The organism is Novosphingobium sp. FG90 (genome assembly GCF_057808725.1).
Window position 1 is genome coordinate 66,480 of sequence record NZ_JBMDIO010000017.1, and the last position, 17,832, is coordinate 84,311.

18 protein-coding genes are annotated in these 17,832 nt (G+C 66.9%); 14 read left to right on the plus strand and 4 right to left on the minus strand.

What is annotated here, in order from left to right:
* The first annotated feature begins 111 nt into the window (after positions 1–111).
* On the plus strand, positions 112–957 hold the full coding sequence (locus ACODRZ_RS15740; protein ID WP_488971744.1) for a hypothetical protein: 846 nt from the start codon (positions 112–114) through the stop codon (positions 955–957).
* Between the two features lie 73 nt (positions 958–1,030).
* On the plus strand, positions 1,031–2,338 hold the full coding sequence (locus tag ACODRZ_RS15745; protein ID WP_488971743.1) for a homoserine dehydrogenase: 1,308 nt from the start codon (positions 1,031–1,033) through the stop codon (positions 2,336–2,338).
* 89 nt (positions 2,339–2,427) lie between these two features.
* Here the strand turns inward: ACODRZ_RS15745 and ACODRZ_RS15750 are convergent, their stop codons facing one another.
* Positions 2,428–2,775 carry a hypothetical protein gene (locus tag ACODRZ_RS15750; protein WP_488971742.1) on the minus strand — a complete coding sequence of 116 codons (348 nt, stop codon included), beginning with the start codon at positions 2,773–2,775 and terminating at the stop codon, positions 2,428–2,430.
* Positions 2,776–2,946: 171 nt separating this feature from the next.
* Between ACODRZ_RS15750 and glpX the strand changes: the two genes are divergently transcribed.
* Both glpX and ACODRZ_RS15760 read left to right on the plus strand, forming a co-directional pair.
* Positions 2,947–3,927, plus strand: coding sequence for a class II fructose-bisphosphatase (gene glpX / locus ACODRZ_RS15755; RefSeq protein WP_488971741.1), 981 nt, complete (start codon positions 2,947–2,949; stop codon positions 3,925–3,927).
* 982 nt (positions 3,928–4,909) lie between these two features.
* Positions 4,910–5,845: a ribose-phosphate pyrophosphokinase gene (locus tag ACODRZ_RS15760; RefSeq protein ID WP_488971740.1), complete on the plus strand. Its 936-nt coding sequence runs from the start codon at positions 4,910–4,912 to the stop codon at positions 5,843–5,845.
* Positions 5,846–5,929: 84 nt separating this feature from the next.
* Here the strand turns inward: ACODRZ_RS15760 and ACODRZ_RS15765 are convergent, their stop codons facing one another.
* The gene (locus tag ACODRZ_RS15765; protein ID WP_488971739.1) at positions 5,930–6,874 is read right to left on the minus strand and encodes a helix-turn-helix domain-containing protein; all 945 of its coding nucleotides are present in this window, start codon (positions 6,872–6,874) and stop codon (positions 5,930–5,932) included.
* A gap of 167 nt (positions 6,875–7,041) precedes the next feature.
* Here ACODRZ_RS15765 and ACODRZ_RS15770 point away from each other — a divergent pair, with 167 nt between their 5' ends.
* The 8 genes from ACODRZ_RS15770 (at position 7,042) to ACODRZ_RS15805 (ending at position 14,732) form a co-directional block, all read left to right on the plus strand.
* Positions 7,042–7,851 carry an inositol monophosphatase family protein gene (locus tag ACODRZ_RS15770; protein ID WP_488971738.1) on the plus strand — a complete coding sequence of 270 codons (810 nt, stop codon included), beginning with the start codon at positions 7,042–7,044 and terminating at the stop codon, positions 7,849–7,851.
* A 3-nt stretch (positions 7,852–7,854) separates the two neighbouring features.
* Positions 7,855–8,301 carry a gamma-glutamylcyclotransferase family protein gene (locus tag ACODRZ_RS15775; protein ID WP_488971737.1) on the plus strand — a complete coding sequence of 149 codons (447 nt, stop codon included), beginning with the start codon at positions 7,855–7,857 and terminating at the stop codon, positions 8,299–8,301.
* A 202-nt stretch (positions 8,302–8,503) separates the two neighbouring features.
* Positions 8,504–8,707, plus strand: coding sequence for a 50S ribosomal protein L35 (gene rpmI, locus ACODRZ_RS15780; RefSeq protein ID WP_008829613.1), 204 nt, complete (start codon positions 8,504–8,506; stop codon positions 8,705–8,707).
* A 13-nt stretch (positions 8,708–8,720) separates the two neighbouring features.
* Positions 8,721–9,086, plus strand: a complete 366-nt coding sequence (gene rplT, locus ACODRZ_RS15785; RefSeq protein ID WP_008829612.1) for a 50S ribosomal protein L20 — start codon at positions 8,721–8,723, stop codon at positions 9,084–9,086.
* 369 nt (positions 9,087–9,455) lie between these two features.
* Entirely contained in the window at positions 9,456–10,553 is a 1,098-nt protein-coding gene (gene pheS, locus ACODRZ_RS15790) for a phenylalanine--tRNA ligase subunit alpha (RefSeq protein ID WP_488971736.1), read from the plus strand.
* 20 nt (positions 10,554–10,573) lie between these two features.
* Positions 10,574–12,964 (plus strand): phenylalanine--tRNA ligase subunit beta, encoded by a 2,391-nt coding sequence (gene pheT, locus ACODRZ_RS15795; protein ID WP_488971735.1) that lies wholly within the window; start codon positions 10,574–10,576, stop codon positions 12,962–12,964.
* Between the two features lie 122 nt (positions 12,965–13,086).
* Positions 13,087–13,968, plus strand: a complete 882-nt coding sequence (locus tag ACODRZ_RS15800) for an aldose 1-epimerase family protein (RefSeq protein WP_488971734.1) — start codon at positions 13,087–13,089, stop codon at positions 13,966–13,968.
* A 14-nt stretch (positions 13,969–13,982) separates the two neighbouring features.
* The gene (locus ACODRZ_RS15805) at positions 13,983–14,732 is read left to right on the plus strand and encodes an SDR family NAD(P)-dependent oxidoreductase (RefSeq protein WP_488971733.1); all 750 of its coding nucleotides are present in this window, start codon (positions 13,983–13,985) and stop codon (positions 14,730–14,732) included.
* On the opposite strand, the gene ACODRZ_RS15810 is transcribed toward ACODRZ_RS15805, so the two are convergent.
* Positions 14,729–15,013: a J domain-containing protein gene (locus ACODRZ_RS15810; protein ID WP_488971732.1), complete on the minus strand. Its 285-nt coding sequence runs from the start codon at positions 15,011–15,013 to the stop codon at positions 14,729–14,731. The genes ACODRZ_RS15805 and ACODRZ_RS15810 overlap by 4 nt on opposite strands.
* Before the next feature lie 11 nt (positions 15,014–15,024).
* Positions 15,025–15,837, minus strand: a complete 813-nt coding sequence (locus tag ACODRZ_RS15815; RefSeq protein ID WP_488971731.1) for a division plane positioning ATPase MipZ — start codon at positions 15,835–15,837, stop codon at positions 15,025–15,027.
* A 134-nt stretch (positions 15,838–15,971) separates the two neighbouring features.
* On the opposite strand from ACODRZ_RS15815, the gene panC reads away from it, so the two are divergent.
* Positions 15,972–16,829, plus strand: a complete 858-nt coding sequence (gene panC, locus ACODRZ_RS15820; protein WP_488971730.1) for a pantoate--beta-alanine ligase — start codon at positions 15,972–15,974, stop codon at positions 16,827–16,829.
* A gap of 128 nt (positions 16,830–16,957) precedes the next feature.
* Positions 16,958–17,722, plus strand: a complete 765-nt coding sequence (locus ACODRZ_RS15825) for a CsgG/HfaB family protein (protein WP_488971729.1) — start codon at positions 16,958–16,960, stop codon at positions 17,720–17,722.
* Positions 17,723–17,832: the final 110 nt, after the last annotated feature.

The window sequence follows — 17,832 nt, forward strand, 5'->3', positions numbered from 1 at the left end:
GGGGGTTAACGCACGATTCATGCCCGGTTAGCTCAAATTGATCCAGTGCAATTTTGAGTTGGCCCCACTCAGCGGCTATAAGCCATCGCATTTCCACGGAGTTTATCGTCCATGCCTTTGAATTCGCGCCCCCTTGCAGCGGCCCTGGCGGGTGCCTATCTCGCGCTCGCGCCCCTTGCGGCGAGCGCCCAAGGGCCACTCGAGACGCCCGGTGAAGTCACTTATGCGGACATCGCCGACCTAGCTGATTCGGCAGGTCTCGTGGTGCAGGTCCAGATCGCCAAGATGACCCGGGTGGAGAACGAACGCGCGCGCGGCCTCACCCCCGGGCATGGACGCTTCTATATAGAGGCAAAGACCAGAGCCCTGCTCGTGGGCAAGGCGCCGCTCGGCGAATCGGTCACCTATCTCGTCGACCTGCCGCTCGATGCCAAGGGCAAGGCACCCAAGCTGAAGAAGCAGGTCGTGTTCCTGTTCGCCCGCGCGGTCCCCGGGCGCCCCGGCGAACTCCAACTGGTCTGGCCGACGGCGCAGCAGATTTCGACGCCCGGGCGCGAGGCCCGGTTGCGTTCGATCCTGCAGGCCCTCGTCGCACCCGATGCGCCAGCGAAGATCACCGGCGTGCGCGAGATGCTGTTCGTGCCTGGCAATCTCGCGGGACAGGGGGAGACGCAGATCTTCCTCAATACCCACGACAACTCGGCCGCCTCGATCACGGTAAAGCACGAACAGGGCCAGGCGCCGGCCTGGGGCGTCTCGTTTTCCGAACTCGTCGCCGACCTCGGGCATCCGCCGGCGCCCGATACGCTGGAATGGTATCGCCTCGCCTGTTTCCTGCCGAAAACGCCGCCCACCGACGCCAATGTCTCTGGCAGCTTCGCCGAGCAGCAGCAGGCCATCGCCGATTACCGGATGGTGCTGAACCAGCTTGGCCCCTGCGCCCGGACACTTAAGTGACATAGCGATTGGCGTTCCTACTGGAATTCAACGACGGCCTGCCTTAGTGCGCGCTCCCGAACAAGGAGCTAGCATGGCCGAACCGCTGAATATCGCGCTTGCCGGACTGGGAACCGTCGGCACCGGCGTCGTCCGTCTCATCGAGACCAACGCGGAGCTGATCGCCCGCCGCGCCCGCCGCCCGATCCGCATCGCCGCCGTCAGCGCGCGCGACCGCACCAAGGACCGCGGCGTCGATCTCTCGCGCTACGACTGGGTGGACGATACCGCCGCCCTCGCCGCGCGGGGCGACGTCGATGTGGTGGTGGAGATGGTCGGCGGCTCGGACGGCCCGGCCCTCGCCCTCGCCCGCAACTCGATCGCGGGCGGCAAGAGCCTCGTCACCGCCAACAAGGCGATGATCGCGCATCACGGCCTTGAACTGGCCGCCGCCGCCGAGGCGAAGGGCGTCGCCCTCAAGTTCGAGGCGGCCGTCGCGGGCGGCATCCCGGTCATCAAGGGCCTGTCCGAAGGCGCCGCCGCCAACGCCATCGAGCGCGTCTACGGCATCCTCAACGGCACCTGCAATTACATCCTCTCGACCATGGAGGACACCGGTGCGGACTTCGGCGACGTACTCGCCGAGGCGCAGCGGCTTGGCTATGCCGAGGCCGATCCCACCTTCGACATCGAGGGCATCGACGCGGCGCACAAGCTGTCGATCCTCGCCGCGATCGCCTTCGGCTCGCAGCTGCGTTTCGATGCGGTGGAGACGATGGGCATCAGCCGCGTCAAGGCCGCCGATATCGAGCAGGCCCGCTCGCTCGGCTACGTCATCCGCCTGCTCGGCATGGCCGGAGTGGACACCGCGAGCGGTGCTCCCCGTCTGTTCCAGCGCGTGCGTCCGCATCTCGTGCCGATCGATCACCCGCTCGCCCATGTCGACGGCGCAACCAACGCGGTCGTCGCCGAGGGCAACTTCATGGGCCGCCTGCTGTTCCAGGGCGCGGGCGCCGGTGACGGGCCGACCGCCAGCGCCGTCGTCGCCGACATCATCGACATTGCGCGCGGCGAAAAGGGTGCGGCATTCTCTATGCCCGCAGGCGAGCTGGAAGCGATGGAACCGGCCGAGACCGGGCACCGCGTGGGCAGCTCCTACATCCGCTTCACCGTGCCCGACCGTCCGGGCGTGCTGGCCGACATCACTGCCGCCATGCGCGATGCGGGCGTATCGATCGAGAGCCTGATCCAGAAGGGCGATCCCGATCAGGACGGCGAAGTCATCCTGGCGGTCGTCACGCATCCGGGGCCGGAGAGCGCCGTCACCGAGGCGATGCGCATTCTCGACGGGTCGGACAGCCTGACCGCTAAGCCGCTGGTGATGCAGATCATCGGCGCCTGAGAAGGGGGCGGGGGTGCCTCTTCGGAGGCATTCTTCCTGTACGTTCTATTCCTGAGCACTCCCGGAGCCGCCACTCCGGGACGCTGCCGTCACGGCGCGCGCAGTTCGCCCTTGGCGATCTTGTCGGCGTCCGAACCGGCCGGAGCCTCCGGGATCGTCGACAGGTCGATGATGTAGGGCTGCTCGGGCGGGCACGGCGGGATCATGCACAGGCCGCTCATCGTCGCCTTGCCCTTGAAGATACCGTTGCCCGAGACGTCCGGCGTGCGCGGCCGCCCGTCGTTGGCGCCCACCCCAGTCGGGTCGTCGTCTCCGGTGGAGGGGACGCGGTACTGGTCCGGCGTCGGCGCACAGACCACGATCTCGCCCTGCTTCATGGTTCGCAGACAGGCGTTGCGCGAAGTATCCTTCGTGATGCGGCCACCTGTTCCCAGCATCTTTTCGGCGATCGCACGATCTTCTGCAGAAGCGCCGGAAGCGTCTTGGGCAATCGCCGGGGCGGGAGCGATTATTGCGATTGCGAAAGGGTATAGCCAGCTTCTCGACAATTCAAAGTCCTCTGTCTAATCGATGAAAATCTTGCCTCCCTGGATTAATCCGGAGTGAACATGTCCGAAAACACTACCCCCGCCAGTCATGTACTCGATCGCGTTCTTGTCCTCGAAATGGTGCGCGTCACCGAGGCTGCCGCCATCGCCGCGTCGACCCTCATCGGGCGCGGAGACGAGAAGGCCGCCGATCATGCCGCAGTCGAGGCAATGCGCAAGGCCTTTGACGGCCTGTACATCGACGGGACGGTCGTGATCGGCGAGGGAGAGCGCGACGAGGCGCCGATGCTCTTCATCGGCGAGAAGGTCGGCGGCGCTCCGGGCAAGGGGCCGAGGATCGACATCGCGCTCGACCCGCTCGAAGGCACCACCATCACCGCCAAGGCCGGGCCGAACTCGCTGGCGGTGCTGGCGGCGGCGGAGGAAGGCGGCCTGCTCAACGCGCCCGACGTCTACATGGAAAAGATCGCGGTCGGCCCCGGCTATCCGGACGGCGTGATCGACCTCAAGAAAACCCCGACCCAGAACGTCGAGGCGGTGGCGGCGGCCAAGGGCGTGAAGCCTTCGGACATCATCGTCTGCGTACTCGACCGCCCCCGCCACGAGGCGCTGATCGCCGAACTGCGCGAGATCGGCTGCGGCGTCGTGCTGATCGGCGACGGCGACGTGGCGGGCGTCATCGCGGTGACCGACGAGGACACCACCATCGACCTCTACATGGGCTCGGGCGGCGCGCCCGAGGGCGTTCTCGCGGCGGCGGCGCTGCGCTGCGTCGGCGGGCAGTTCAACGGCCGCCTGCTGTTCCGCAACGACGACGAGCGCTCCCGCGCGCGCAAGTGGGGCATCAAGGACCTCGACAAGATCTACAAGCTGGAGGAACTGGCCAAAGGCGACTGCATCTTCGCCGCCACCGGCGTCACCAGCGGCTCGCTGCTCGACGGGGTGAAGCGGCGCAAGGGCGGCATCATGACCACCGAAAGCGTCGTCATGCGCGCCAGTTCGGGCACCGTGCGCTGGATCAGGGGCGAGCATCGAATCTGACGCAAGGTGACGCAGGTTTACACGGTTGACACGGTCCAGGGGGAAAAGGTGTCACCTTGGGCCGGAAAGTGTCACCTTGCGGGCCTAAGGTGACACATTTTGCGCTGGATGTGTCACCTTGTGCGGGTGAGGTGTCACCTTGTGGTGTAACCTTGTGGCGGAAGGTGAGCGGCGGACGGGACATAGGCGTAATGTACCCGAGCCCGCCGTGTGTAGGAAAGCAGACCCTCGGTAGGCGCCCCATTGCGGCCGTTTGATGCCACTGGCATGTGTGCGGCATGCGAGGTTTAGACAATTATCCGATTAGCGTTTCGGTCACAGCGGGCTGCTTAGCTTTTGTTCTGGCCTTACTTGCCCAAGCGACAATGGGCGCATTTGGGTCGATTCTCGGCCTTGCGCTCGCAATCTTCTCGGTCAGCCTGTTCACATCAGCAATCAAGCGCTCGAGGAAGCAGTAACGCTTCGGCGGATCGGCAACTATCCACCCAATCCGCCGTCACCCTGAACTTGTTTCAGGGTCCATCGAGCCGATAGCTCAGTTTATGATCGGGCAATCGAGATGGCGGCTCAAGCCTCCACGCTCCGGGACCAACCGCCCGATGGATCCTGAAACAAGTTCAGGATGACGAAGCCTTATCCGGACCGGTCACATCTCCACCCCAAAGTCATCGCTCAAACACCATCGTCATCCCAGCGAAGGCTGGGACCGCTCTCGCCATGTCGCAGCCTCTCGGCGAGGCCGGGATGAAGCTGGTACGGTGCCGCCGAAAGGGTGCATCATGGTCATAGCGGTCCCAGCCTTCGCTGGGATGACGATCTGATCCTGAATCGCCGCTCCCATCCCCACTCCTCACCCCGCAACCCTGCCTCAAATCGGGCCGATGCGGTGACAATCGGCCGCCGACTATTGCAATCCGGCGACACCCGGCTACAGGGCCGGTCCCAACGACCGACCGCCAGGAACCGTCACGGGGATTCGCAAATGAAGATCATGTCCGGCAACAGCAACCTGCCGCTCGCACGCGCGATCGCAGGGTATCTCGAACTGCCGCTCACCGATGCCGCCGTCCGCCGTTTCGCGGATGAGGAAATCTTCGTGGAAATCCACGAGAACGTGCGCGGCGAGGACGTCTTCGTGGTGCAGCCGACCAGCTACCCCGTCAACGACAACCTGATGGAACTGCTGATCTGCATCGACGCACTGCGCCGCGCCTCGGCCAAGCGCATCACCGCCGTCGTGCCCTACTTCGGCTACGCCCGCCAGGACCGCAAGCCCGGCCCGCGCACCCCGATCTCGGCCAAGCTGGTGGCCAACCTGCTGACCGAAGCCGGCGCCGACCGCGTCCTCTCGGTCGACCTGCACGCCGGCCAGATCCAGGGCTTCTTCGACATCCCCACCGACAACCTGTTCGCAGCCCCCGTCATGGCGGCCGACATCCAGGCCCGCTACGGCGACCAGTCGCTGATGGTGGTCTCGCCCGACGTCGGCGGCGTGGTGCGCGCCCGCGCGCTGGCCAAGCGCCTCGACAATGCGCCGCTGTCGATCGTCGACAAGCGCCGCGACAAGCCCGGCCAGTCGGAAGTGATGAACATCATCGGCGACGTGAAGGGCCGCGCCTGCATCCTGATCGACGACATCATCGATTCGGGCGGCACCCTGTGCAACGCCGCGCAGGCGCTGATGGACGAGGGCGCCGCCAGCGTCACCGCCTACATCACCCACGGCGTCCTTTCCGGCGCGGCGGTGAACCGCGTGACCAATTCCGCGCTCAAGGAACTGGTCATCACCGATTCGATCATGCCGACCGAGGCCGCCAAGGCTTCGGACAAGATCCGCATCCTGCCGATCGCCCCGCTGCTCGGCGAAGCCATCCGCCGCATCGCCGATGAAAGCTCCGTGTCGAGCCTGTTCGACTGATCCAGCGATCCGTCGCTTCCAGAACGAAGAACCCCGGGGCTGCAGGACGCTGCCCCGGGGTTCTTCGTTTTCATGCCCTACCGGCTATTCCCAGGGCCGCGCCTGTCCCGGCTCGATCCGGTGCAGCGCCTCGAGCCGCCGTGCCTGGCGCGATTCGAGGGCCAGCGTCAGGATTGGCTGCGGGCGCGTGACGAACTGGCGCGGCGACATGCCGAACAGTTCGGTGAACTCGTGGATCAGATGGCTCTCGTCGTAATAGCGCAGGGCGATCTCCTCCCCCTCACGCGAATCGGCGACGCCGCGCAAGTGGCTCGCCATGTCGAGCGCGCGCGCGCGGCGCAGCACCTGCTTGGGCGGCAGGCCGAAGTCGCGGCTGACCACGCGCTCCAGCTTGCGGCGATCGACCCCGCATTCGGCCGCCGCATCGCTGACCGAGATGCCGGGATCGCGTAGGGAAATCTCCTCGAACTGCGCGGTCACGGGGTCCGGCTCCGCCCCGCCCAGCCCTTCGACCTGACGGCGGACCAGGTCCTCGATCGACTGCAGCCATTCCTCCGGCGTGGCGTCGGGGTCCAACGCCTGCAGGAAATCGTCCGAAGGCGCGGTCATCACGTCGGTCGGCACCACCTTGTCGAGGAATTCTCCGACACGTGGCAGCTTCAGCGACGTGCCCGTACCCGGGCGGATCACATACCCGACACTGACGAAGCTGCCCGTCACCGTAATCGGCATCCGCCGCGAATGAGGCCCGAAATAGAATGCCCCGCGGCGAGTCGTGACCTCACCATCGGCAGTCTGCGCCGCCCAGTCCCCCGCCAGCTGCACGCGCACGCATGCGGTGTCGCTGAACAGCCCGCAGGACACGGTGTAGTCCTTGGGCAAGTCTACTTTCGTGACATAGAGCCGCCCCAGCCAGGGCGCGAGGTCCGGCGATGGCGCGCGGTTGTAGGACAAGGGTTGCCCGTCACGTGTCATGCCCTGCTGCGGCGCAATCGAGGGATCGACCGCAGGGCGATTCCTGCGTTGCATGGTTACTCTGTTTTAAAGATGCCCCGAAAAAGCGATAATTGCGCGGCGGCTCCGGGGCAATGCGAGAAAATCTACAAGGGCTGTTAGATTCCTAGTATTTTCTTGCAGGTAACACCCTCTTCCAAGGCGCTTGACCCGATCACCGTCCGGAAGGCAGAGCAGGCGACATGAAACTCGACCAGGACATCGCCCTTGCGCTCCGCCTTGCCGATGCGGCCGGTGACGCGATTCGCCCCCACTTCCGCACCGGCCTCGCCGCCGACCGCAAGTCCGACGCCTCGCCCGTCACCGTGGCCGACCGGGCGGCCGAGGAAGCGATGCGCCGCATCCTCAAGGCTGAAGTGCCACGCGATTCGATCATCGGCGAGGAATTCGGCACGGAGGAAGGCGGCTCGAACCGAACCTGGGTGCTCGACCCGATCGACGGCACCATTGCGTTCATGGGCGGTCGCGCGACCTTCGGCACACTGATCGCGCTGCTGGTGGACGGCTGGCCGGTGCTGGGGATCATCGACCAGCCCATCCTGAACGAGCGCTGGGTCGGCGCCAGCGGCCACGCCACCACCTTCAACGGGCGCGAAGTGCGCACCCGACCCTGCCGCGAACTCTCCGATGCGATGCTGGCCACCACCGGGCCGCAGTATTTCGATCAGGTGCAAGGCGATCACTTCATGGCGCTGGCGGCCAAGACCGACCACAAGCGCATGATGTTCGGCGGCGACTGCTACAATTACGGGTTGCTGGCGAGCGGCCACATCGACCTCGTCTGCGAGGCCGGGCTCAAGCTGCATGACTGGGCGGCGCTGGTACCGATCGTCGAAGGCGCGGGCGGCACCATGTGCGACTGGAACGGCGAGCCGCTCAATGCGACATCGGGCGGCGAAGTGCTGGCGATCGGCGATCCGGCGAGGCTGGAGGACGTGATCGAGGCCCTGCACCATGCTCATGACCACGGGCACGATCATCACCACGACTGACCCTTGAAACTGTTCTTCTACGGTACCCTGCGCCCCGATGCGGATACGCCGATGGCGCAGTGGATCGCGTCGCGGCTGATCCGGGCAGAGCCGGGCCGGGTGCCGGGGCGGCTCTATGCGGTCCCGGACACGCGCGGCTGGTATCCGGCCCTCGGGCCGGGTGCGGGGCAGGTGCGCGGGGTGCTGTGCGAATTGCAGCTGCGACCGGGTGACCTCGCGCGGCTGGATACCTACGAGGGGCGCGAGTATCGGCGCCTTGCCCTGCCGGTGCGCACGAGCGCAGGGCGGGTCAGCGCGCAGACTTATGTTTGGCGAAATGGTCTGCCGGATGGCCGCCCCATCGGCCCGGACTTCCTCGAATGGCTGCGCAGCATCCGTGGCACCCCCTACTCGCCATCCCGGACCTCATGGCCGAAGGGGCTTCGACAAGCTCAGCCTGAGCGGATTTGAGAGAAAACCTTTGATCCCGCTCAGGCTGAGCTTGTCGAAGCCCCCGCGTTCTAACGGGCCGCTTGCCTTTCCCTCAGTCTCCCACTAAGGGCGCGTCCTTCAATCGACACGGTCGAGTCTCCCGCAACGGAGATTCGCGGGTCGGCCTGGCGAAAAGGGCTGCCATGGCCGGCGGGACGTGTCCCGATCAAAGGAGACGAAAATGCCCAAGCTGAAGACCAAGAGCGGCGTGAAGAAGCGCTTCAAGCTCACCGCCACCGGCAAGGTGAAGCACGGCGTAGCCGGCAAGCGCCACCGCCTCATGAGCCATAACGGCAAGTACATCCGCCAGAACCGCGGCACCGAAGTCATTTCCGACGCCGATGCCAAGGTCATCAAGAAGTGGGCGCCCTACGGGCTCAACTGAGGAGTACTGACGAATGAGCCGTATCAAGAGGGGTGTTACCACCCGCGCAAAGCACAAGCGGATTCTGGACCAGGCCAAGGGCTATCGTGGTCGCCGCAAGAACACCATCCGCGTCGCACGCCAGGCCGTCGAAAAGGCCGGCCAGTATGCGTACCGCGACCGCAAGATCAAGAAGCGCACGTTCCGCGCGCTCTGGATCCAGCGCATCAACGCGGCCGTCCGCGCTGAAGGCCTGACCTACTCGCAGTTCATCCATGGCGTGAAGCTCGCCGGGATCGAACTGGACCGCAAGACGATGGCCGACCTCGCCATGAACGAAGGCGGCGTGTTCAGCACCGTCATCGCGCAGGCGAAGGCAGCTCTGCCGGCGGCGGCGTAAGCCACCCACGCAGAAGCTCCTCAGCTTCATCGCGCGATTGCGGCAACGTGATTGGGGGCGTGGATGGCATGTGCCGTCCGCGCCCTTTTCGCGCTTGCGGCGCGCGACGTTTCCTCCTTTCACCCGTCACCCTGAACTCGTTTCAGGGTCCATCGTGCAGCGTGATCCGGAGCATCGGGCCATAGCGCCCCAATGGCGTTTCAGGGACTACACCAGCAGGCTGTCGGCCCGATGGACCCTGAAACGAGTTCAGGGTGACGAAGAGCGGGGCGAGAGTGCCCGCAACCGCCCCACACTCATTGCGATCCGCGCCCCTTCTCCCTAAGGAGCGCAGCACCAGACCTCGAACATTCAACAGTGAGACGACCAGTGGACCACGCAGCAACCGGCCAGGAGGCGCTATCCCGCATTGCGGGCGCCGATGATCTCGATACGCTGGAGTCCCTGCGCGTCGAATTTCTGGGCAAGCAGGGCTCGATCTCGGGCCTGCTCAAGACGCTGGGCAAACTCGACCCCGAAGCCCGCAAGGTCGAGGGTCCGAAGATCCACGCCCTGCGCGAAAGCGTGAGCGATGCGCTCACCGCCCGCAAGGACACCCTCGAAACCGCCGCGCTCGACGCGCGCCTTGCCGCCGAGACGATCGACCTCTCGCTCCCTGCGCCCGCCACTCCGTGCGGCGCCGTGCATCCCGTCTCGCAGGTGATGGACGAACTGGCCGAAGTCTTCGCCGACCTCGGCTTCGCGGTCGCCACCGGGCCGGAGATCGAGGACGACTGGCACAACTTCACCGCACTCAACATGCCCGAGAGCCACCCGGCGCGCGCGATGCATGACACGTTCTATTTCCCCGACAGGAACGACGACGGCCGCGAGATGCTGCTGCGCACGCATACCTCGCCGGTGCAGATCCGCTCGATGATCCAGCAGGGTGCGCCCATCCGCATCATTGCGCCGGGCCGCGTCTACCGTTCGGACAGCGACGCCACGCATACCCCGATGTTCCACCAGATCGAGGGCCTCGTCATCGACAAGGGCATCCACCTCGGCCACCTGAAGTGGACGCTGGAAGCCTTCCTCAAGGCCTTCTTCGAGCGCGACGACATCGTCCTGCGCCTGCGCCCCAGCTACTTCCCCTTCACCGAACCCTCGATCGAGGTGGACGTGGGCTATTCCAGCCAGGGCGGACGCAGGGTCGTCGGCGGCTCGGGCGATGCGCCGGGGCATGCCTGGATGGAAGTGCTCGGTTCGGGCATGGTCAACCGCCACGTCATCGCGGCGGGCGGCATCGACCCTGACGAATGGCAGGGCTTCGCCTTCGGCATCGGCGTCGATCGCCTCGCCATGCTCAAGTACGGGATGGACGACCTTCGCGCCTTCTTCGACGGCGATGTGCGCTGGCTCTCCCACTACGGGTTCTCCGCCCTCGACGTGCCGACCCTTTCGGGCGGCGTCGGTACGCCGGCATAAGGCGGGAAGGATTACAAGACATGAAGTTCTCGCTCTCCTGGCTGAAGACCTACCTGGAAACCGACGCGACGATCGAGCAGATCGCCGCCACGCTCAACGCCATCGGCCTAGAAGTCGAAGGCATTGAGGACCCCGCCGCGAAGCTGGAAGGCTTCCGCGTGGCCAAGGTTCTCACGGCTGAAAAGCACCCGCAGGCGGACAAGCTGCAGGTCCTGACCGTCGACACCGGCGACAAGGTGCTCACCGTGGTCTGCGGCGCGCCGAACGCGCGTGCGGGCCTCGTCGGCGTGCTCGGCCTGCCGGGCGCGGTGGTGCCGGTGAACGGCATGGCCCTCAAGGTTGCGGCCGTGCGCGGCGTCGAATCGAACGGCATGATGTGCTCCACGCGCGAGCTGGAGCTGGGCGAGGACCACGATGGCATCATCGAACTGCCCGAGGATGCGCCCGTCGGCACGCCCTTCGCGCAGTATCACGGCGCCGATCCGGTCATCGACGTGTCGATCACCCCCAACCGTCCGGACTGCATGGGCGTCTACGGCATCGCCCGCGATCTCGCGGCAGCGGGCCTCGGCACGCTGAAGCCGATCGTCGCGCCCGAGGCCGCAGGCACCTTCCCCTGCCCGGTCGAGGTGCGCACCGATGACGCCGAGGGCTGCCCGGCATTCTACGGCCGCGTCATCAAGGGCGTGAAGAACGGCCCTTCGCCGCAGTGGCTGCAGGATGCGCTCAAGTCCGCGGGCCAGCGCCCGATCTCGGCGCTGGTCGATGCGACCAACTATGTGATGCTGACGTATGGCCGCCCTGCGCACGCCTACGACCTCGCCAAGCTGACCGGCGCCGTCGTCGCCCGCCGCGCGGTGGAAGGCGAGACGGTCGAGGCGCTGAACGAGAAGACCTACACGCTCGACGCCGAGATGACCGTGATCGCCGACGACAGCGGCGTCCACGACATCGCGGGCATCATGGGCGGGCAGCACTCGGGCTGTGGCGATGCCACCACCGACGTCCTGCTCGAAATCGCCTACTTCGATCCCGAGCGCATCGCCAAGACCGGCCGCAAGCTCAACCTGACGTCCGACGCGCGTGGTCGCTTCGAGCGTGGGATCGACCCGCAGTTCCTCGACACCGGCCTGGCCCTGCTGACGAACCTGATCGTCGAGTTGTGCGGCGGTGAAGTGTCGGAGATCGTGCGCGCGGGCGCTGCTCCGGGCACGCCCAAGATCGTCCACTTCGCGCCTTCGTTGGTGGAGAAGCTGGGCGGCGTCACCGTCACCCCCGGCGAGCAGCAGCGCATTCTGGAAAGCCTCGGCTTCTCTGTGGTCGAAGGCGACGACTGGGCTGTCACCGTCCCCGGCTGGCGTCCCGACGTCGATGGCGCGCCCGACATCGTCGAGGAAGTCGTGCGCATCCACGGTCTCGACAAGGTCGAGAGCGTGCCGCTTCCCCGCGCCGACGGCGTCGCCAAGCCCACCGCCACCCCGGCGCAGGCGCTAGAGCGTCGCGTGCGCCGCGCTGCTGCCGCGCGCGGGCTGCAGGAAGCCGTCACCTGGTCGTTCCTGCCCGAGCCCGCCGCCGAGGCTTTCGCCGAAGGTCCGCTGTGGGTTCTCGCCAACCCGATCAGCGAGGACATGAAGGCCATGCGCCCCTCGCTGCTGCCGGGCCTGCTGATGGCAGCCAAGCGCAACCTCGATCGCGGCGCGGCCTCGCTGCGCCTGTTCGAGATCGGCCGCCGCTACCTGCGCGGTAACGGCGGCGCGAGCGACGAGCGGCTGACGCTGGCCGTCGTCCTCGCGGGCGAGAAGACCGCGCGCGGCTGGGCGACCGGCAAGGCTTCCACCTTCGACGCCTATGACGCCAAGGCCGAAGTGCTGGCGCTGCTGGCAGAGGCCGGCGCCCCGGTCGACAAGCTGCAGGTCATGGGTGAGGCTGGCCCCCAGTTCCACCCCGGCCAGTCGGCGACGCTGCGCCTTGGCCCCAAGCCGGTGCTGGCGCGCTTCGGCATGCTGCATCCGAAGACTGCCAAGCAGTTCGACGTCGATGGGCCGGTGGCGGTCGCCGAACTGTTCCTCGACGCCATTCCCGGCAAGAAGGGCGCAGCCACCTTCGCCCGCGTCTCCTACGCGCCCCCGGCGCTGCAGGCGGTGACGCGCGACTATGCTTTCCTGGTCCCGGCGGAGCTGCCCTCGGGTGATCTCATGCGGCTGGTGCAGGGCGCGGACAAGGCGAACATCGTCGCGGTGCGTCTGTTCGACGACTTCCGCGGGAATGGCGTGCCAGAAGGGCAGAAGTCGCTGGCGCTCGAAGTCACGCTGCAGCCGGTCGAGGCCAGCTACAAGGAAGCCGACCTCAAGGCGATCAGCGAAAAGGTGACCGCCGCCGCCGCCAAGCTGGGCGCGGTGCTGCGGGGCTGATCGTCGTCCCGGACTTGATCCGGGACCGCTGGCGGTCTTTAGGTGAGCGCTGTCCGTGATCCGCCCTGCCGGTTCACGGACAGCGATCCCGGCCTTCGCCGGGATGACGATAGGGGACCGACGTGGACTTCGTGACCATCTCCTCCGGCGATCTCACCGCCCGGATCAACCCGCTGGGCGCGGAACTGTGGTCGCTGACCGACAGCCTCGGCCGTGAGTACATGACCGACGCCGACCCGGCGTTCTGGACCGGCCATGCACCGCTGCTGTTCCCGATCGTCGGGGCCTTGAACGGCGACACCTACCGACTGGACGGCGAGGAATACGCCCTGCCCCGCCACGGCTTCGCCCGCAAGTCGGTGTTCGAGGTCGTGGAAGCGAGCACCGATCATGCGCTGTTCCGCCTGACCGACAGCCCGGAAACGCGCAGCGTCTATCCGTTCGCCTTCGTGCTGGAGATGGCGTTCCGGCTGGAAGGCACGGCGCTGTTCACCGAGGCGCGGGTGGTCAACGCCGGCGAGGCATCGCTGCCCTTCAGCCTTGGCTTTCACCCCGGCTTCGCCTGGCCCCTGCCCGGCGGTGCCACCAAGGCCGACCACGTCGTCGCTTTCGAGCAGCCCGAACCCCAGCCGATCCGCCGCCTCGACGGCCCCACCGGCCTCCTCCTGCCCGAGCCCGTCGCCACGCCGGTGGAGGGCCATATCCTGCCCCTGGACGCCGCGCTGTTCGAGGATGACGCGGTGATCTGGGACCGCCTCTCCAGCCGCGCGCTGACATATGGCGCTCCGGGGGGCACGCAGCTTGCCATCGCCTTCCCGGACACGCCGATGCTGGGCATCTGGCAGAAGCCCGGCGCGGCTTACCTGTGTATCGAACCATGGCAGGGGCATGCCGATCCCCTTGGCTTTACCGGCGATTTCCGCGAGAAGCCGGGCGTCATCACGCTGCCGCCCGGCGAGGCGCGCAGCTTCCGCATGGACGTCACCGTCCTCTCGGCCGATTAAGGAGCATACCCCCAATGAAGACCGTCCTCGTAACCGGCGCGACCTCCGGTATCGGCGAAGCCTGCGCGCGCGCTTTCGTGAAGGCCGGATGGCGCGTGATCGGCACCGGCCGCCGCGCCGAACGGCTGCAGGCGCTGACCGACGAACTGGGCGCGGACCTGTTCCACGGCGCCGTGTTCGACGTGCGTGACGAAGCCGCCCGCGACGCCGCCCTGGCGGCGCTTCCCGGCGCGTTCGCGCAGATCGACTGCCTCGTGAATAACGCAGGGCTGGCGCTCGGCGCAACGCCTGCACAGGCATCCAACCTCGCCGACTGGAAGACGATGATCGACACCAACGTCGTCAGCCTCGTCTCGCTGACGCACAAGCTCCTGCCGGGCCTGATCGCGCGCAAGGGCGCGATCGTGAACCTGTCCTCGGTGGCGGCGACGTACCCCTACACCGGCGGCAACGTCTACGGCGGCACCAAGGCCTTCGTGCGCCAGTTCTCGCTCGGCCTGCGCTCGGACCTGAGCGGCACCGGCGTGCGCGTGACCTCGATCGAGCCCGGCATGGTCGAGACGGAATTCACCGTGGTGCGCAACGGCGGCGATCAGGCCGCGTCCGACACGTTCTATGCAGGCGTGAACCCGATGACCGGCGAGGACATCGCCGAAACCGTCCTGTGGGTCGCCACCCTGCCCCCGCACGTCAACATCAACACGCTGGAACTGATGCCGGTGAACCAGTCCTTCGCCGGGTTCCAGGTCGCGCGGGAAGGTTAATCCGCCGGCAGCAGCGCCAGCAGCAGGTCGCGCGCGGCATTCGCCTCGTGCACCTGCTCGGAGCTGCCGCCCTTGTCGGGGTGGACCTGCGCGATGCGGCGGCGGTGCGCCTCGACGATGTCGCGCCGGTCGGCGCCCGCGTCCACGCCCAGCAGCGCCCGCGCCTGCGCCGTCTCGAAGGACGGCCCGGCGACCTTGCGCTTCTTCTCCCAGGGCCAGCGGCCGATCAGCATCCGGCACACGATGCAGCCGAGCGCGACCAGCCAGAGCAGCTTGATCATGGGCTTTCCCGTCAGCCTGCGGCGGCGAAGGCCGTTTCGGACTCCCGCCGTACCGGCACCGGCAGGTTGAGCCCCGCCACCAGCCCGCGCAGCTCCTGCCGCGCGACGAGGTGGCTGGTGCCGAGATCGCCGAGGTGCCCCTTGTCGAGCAGGGTCAGGCCCGAGGGGAACAGCTCGCGAAAGATCACGCGCTCGGACAGGCCCGCCGCAACGCGGAAGCCCGCGCGCTTCGACAGTTCCTGCAGCGCCCCGTCGATACGCCGCATGTTGCGCGCCTCGACGTGCTGGACGCGGTTGCGCACCACCACCCAGTCCAGTTCGCGGCGGCCTTCGTTGATGGTCTTGAGGCCGCGCTTCTTGCGCGCCTCCCACATGACTTCGGCGTAGAACGAGAGGCGCTTGACCTTGAAGGTCTCGCTTTCCACCTGCCCGAGAAGGTCGAAATCGACGAAGCTGTCGTTGAGCGGCGTCACCAGCGTGTCGGCCGTGGTGGCGACGTGGCGGGCAAACGGATCGTCGCGGCCGGGCGTGTCGAACACGAGGAAGTCGTAGCCGTCGGCGATCTGCTCGGCGAGGTCGTCGAGTTCGCCGACGTCGTCACCGTCGTAGACCGCGAAACGCGCGCCGGGCAGCGCGATCTCGCGGCTGCGCTCGGTCTCGATGCGGTTCTCGAGGTAGCGGTAGAGCGTGCGCTGGCGGTGGTCGAGATCGATGCAGGCGACATTCGCGCCCTGATAGGCAAGCGCGATGGCGACATGGACGGCGGTGGTGGACTTGCCGGTGCCGCCCTTCTCGTTGGCGAAGACGATGCGATGCGCTGTCACGTGACCGTTATCCTGTTCGCGCGAGACCGGTCGCCCGGCCCGACGTTGAAATCATTGCCCCCGCAGGCGCGCCAGGGCTAAAGCCCGAACCGCACCTTTCGGTCGCACCCATCATACCGGAGCAGCCAAGCCCAATGCAAACCGTCCACGCCCTTGATCCACTGCGCAATGCGGTTGCCAAGCTTCGCAAGACCGGTCAGGTCGCGTTCGTACCCACGATGGGCGCCCTGCATGACGGCCATCTGACGCTGGTGCGCGAGGCGAAAAGCCGGGGCGCGGCCGTCGTCGTGTCGATCTTCGTCAACCCGCTCCAGTTCGGCGCGAACGAGGATCTCGACGCCTATCCGCGCCAGCTTGCCCGCGACTCGGCGCTGCTGGAAGCCGAAGGCGTGGACCTGCTTTGGGCTCCCACGGTCGAGGCGATGTACCCGGCCGGGTTCGCCTCCAGCATTGCGGTCGCCGGGGTCAGCGAGGGCCTGTGCGGCGCCTCGCGGCCCGGCCACTTCGACGGCGTCGCCACCGTGGTGTGCAAGCTGTTCAACCAGGTCATGCCCGACCTGGCCCTGTTCGGCGAGAAGGACTGGCAGCAACTGGCCGTCATCCGCCGCATGGCGCGCGATCTCGACCTCACCCGCCCGGCGGCCGACGCCATCCTGGGCGTGCCGACCGTGCGCGAGGCGGACGGGCTCGCGATGTCCTCGCGCAACGCCTATCTCTCGGCCGATGAACGCGCGGCGGCCGTCGCGCTGCCGACCGCGATGCGCAGCGCCATCGCCGCGATCGAGGCGGGCGCGGACGTGCCCGAAACCCTCGCCAGGCTGCAGGCCGAAATCGTCGCGGGTGGCTTCCGCTCGGTGGACTACGCCGAACTGCGCGACGCGGATGACCTGATGCTCCTGACGGCGCGTTCGGACCGGCCGATGCGGCTTATCGTGGCGGCCCGGATCGGCCCGGCGCGGCTCATCGACAACATGGCGGTAAATCCCTCCTGACGTTGTATTTGCGAAAGATTCTCACAGACATCGTCATTTGTTCGTGCAAGAGTGAACGCATAAGGAGTTCGTCGCCTAGGGGATTGGGCGCATCGCGCTTTCGCGCGACTGAATAGGGAGCACTACTGATGAAGACGTTCGTTTGCACGCTGGCCGCGCTCACCACCCTTGCGGCCACCCCCGCCCTCGCCGACCAGTCCTCCGGGCGCAAGCTTCAGGAAAAGGGCCAGCAGTCGATCCCCATGTGCCGCAAGAACCTGGGCACCGTCGCCATCATCGAGCCCGACACCCAGTGGTGGCGCGAACTGAGCCTGGGCAGTCCCGAGGCGATCCTGCGCGTCTTCGTGCAGAAGTCCGGCTGCTTCACCATGGTCAATCGCGGCCGCTCGCTGCAGAACAGCGCCATGGAGCGCGCCCTCGCCGAGCAGGGTGAACTGCAGAAGGGCTCCAACATCGGCAAGGGCCAGATCAAGGCGGCGGACTACTTCCTGCAGCCGGACATCGTCTCGACCAACAACAATTCGGGCGGCGGCGGCCTCGGCGGCGTGCTGGGCGGCGTCGGCGGCCTGTTCGGGCGCGGCGTGGGTGCCATCGCGGGCGGTCTGAACGTCAAGAAGGGCGAGGCGAACGTCACCCTCTCGATCGTCAATTCGCGCACCACCGTGGAAGAGGCGCTGACCGAGGGCTATGCCCGCAAGTCGGACGTCAGCTTCGGCGCGGGCGGCGGCGGCTTCTTCGGCGGCACATTCGGAGCGGCCGGTGGCGGCGGCTACCAGAACACGCAGATCGGCCAGATCATCGTGCTCGCCTATCTCGACGCCTATACCAAGCTGGTCACCGAGCTGGGCGGCCTTCCGGTGGATGCCTCGGCGGCAGCGCCCAAGGCGAATTGACAGGACGGCTTCCCGGACGCCTGCCTTGCTTAACAGGTATTGTCAGGCGACCGGCGGGACGCTGTCGTATATCCACTGCGCCGACATGAACTGAGCGGCGATGCGCGGAT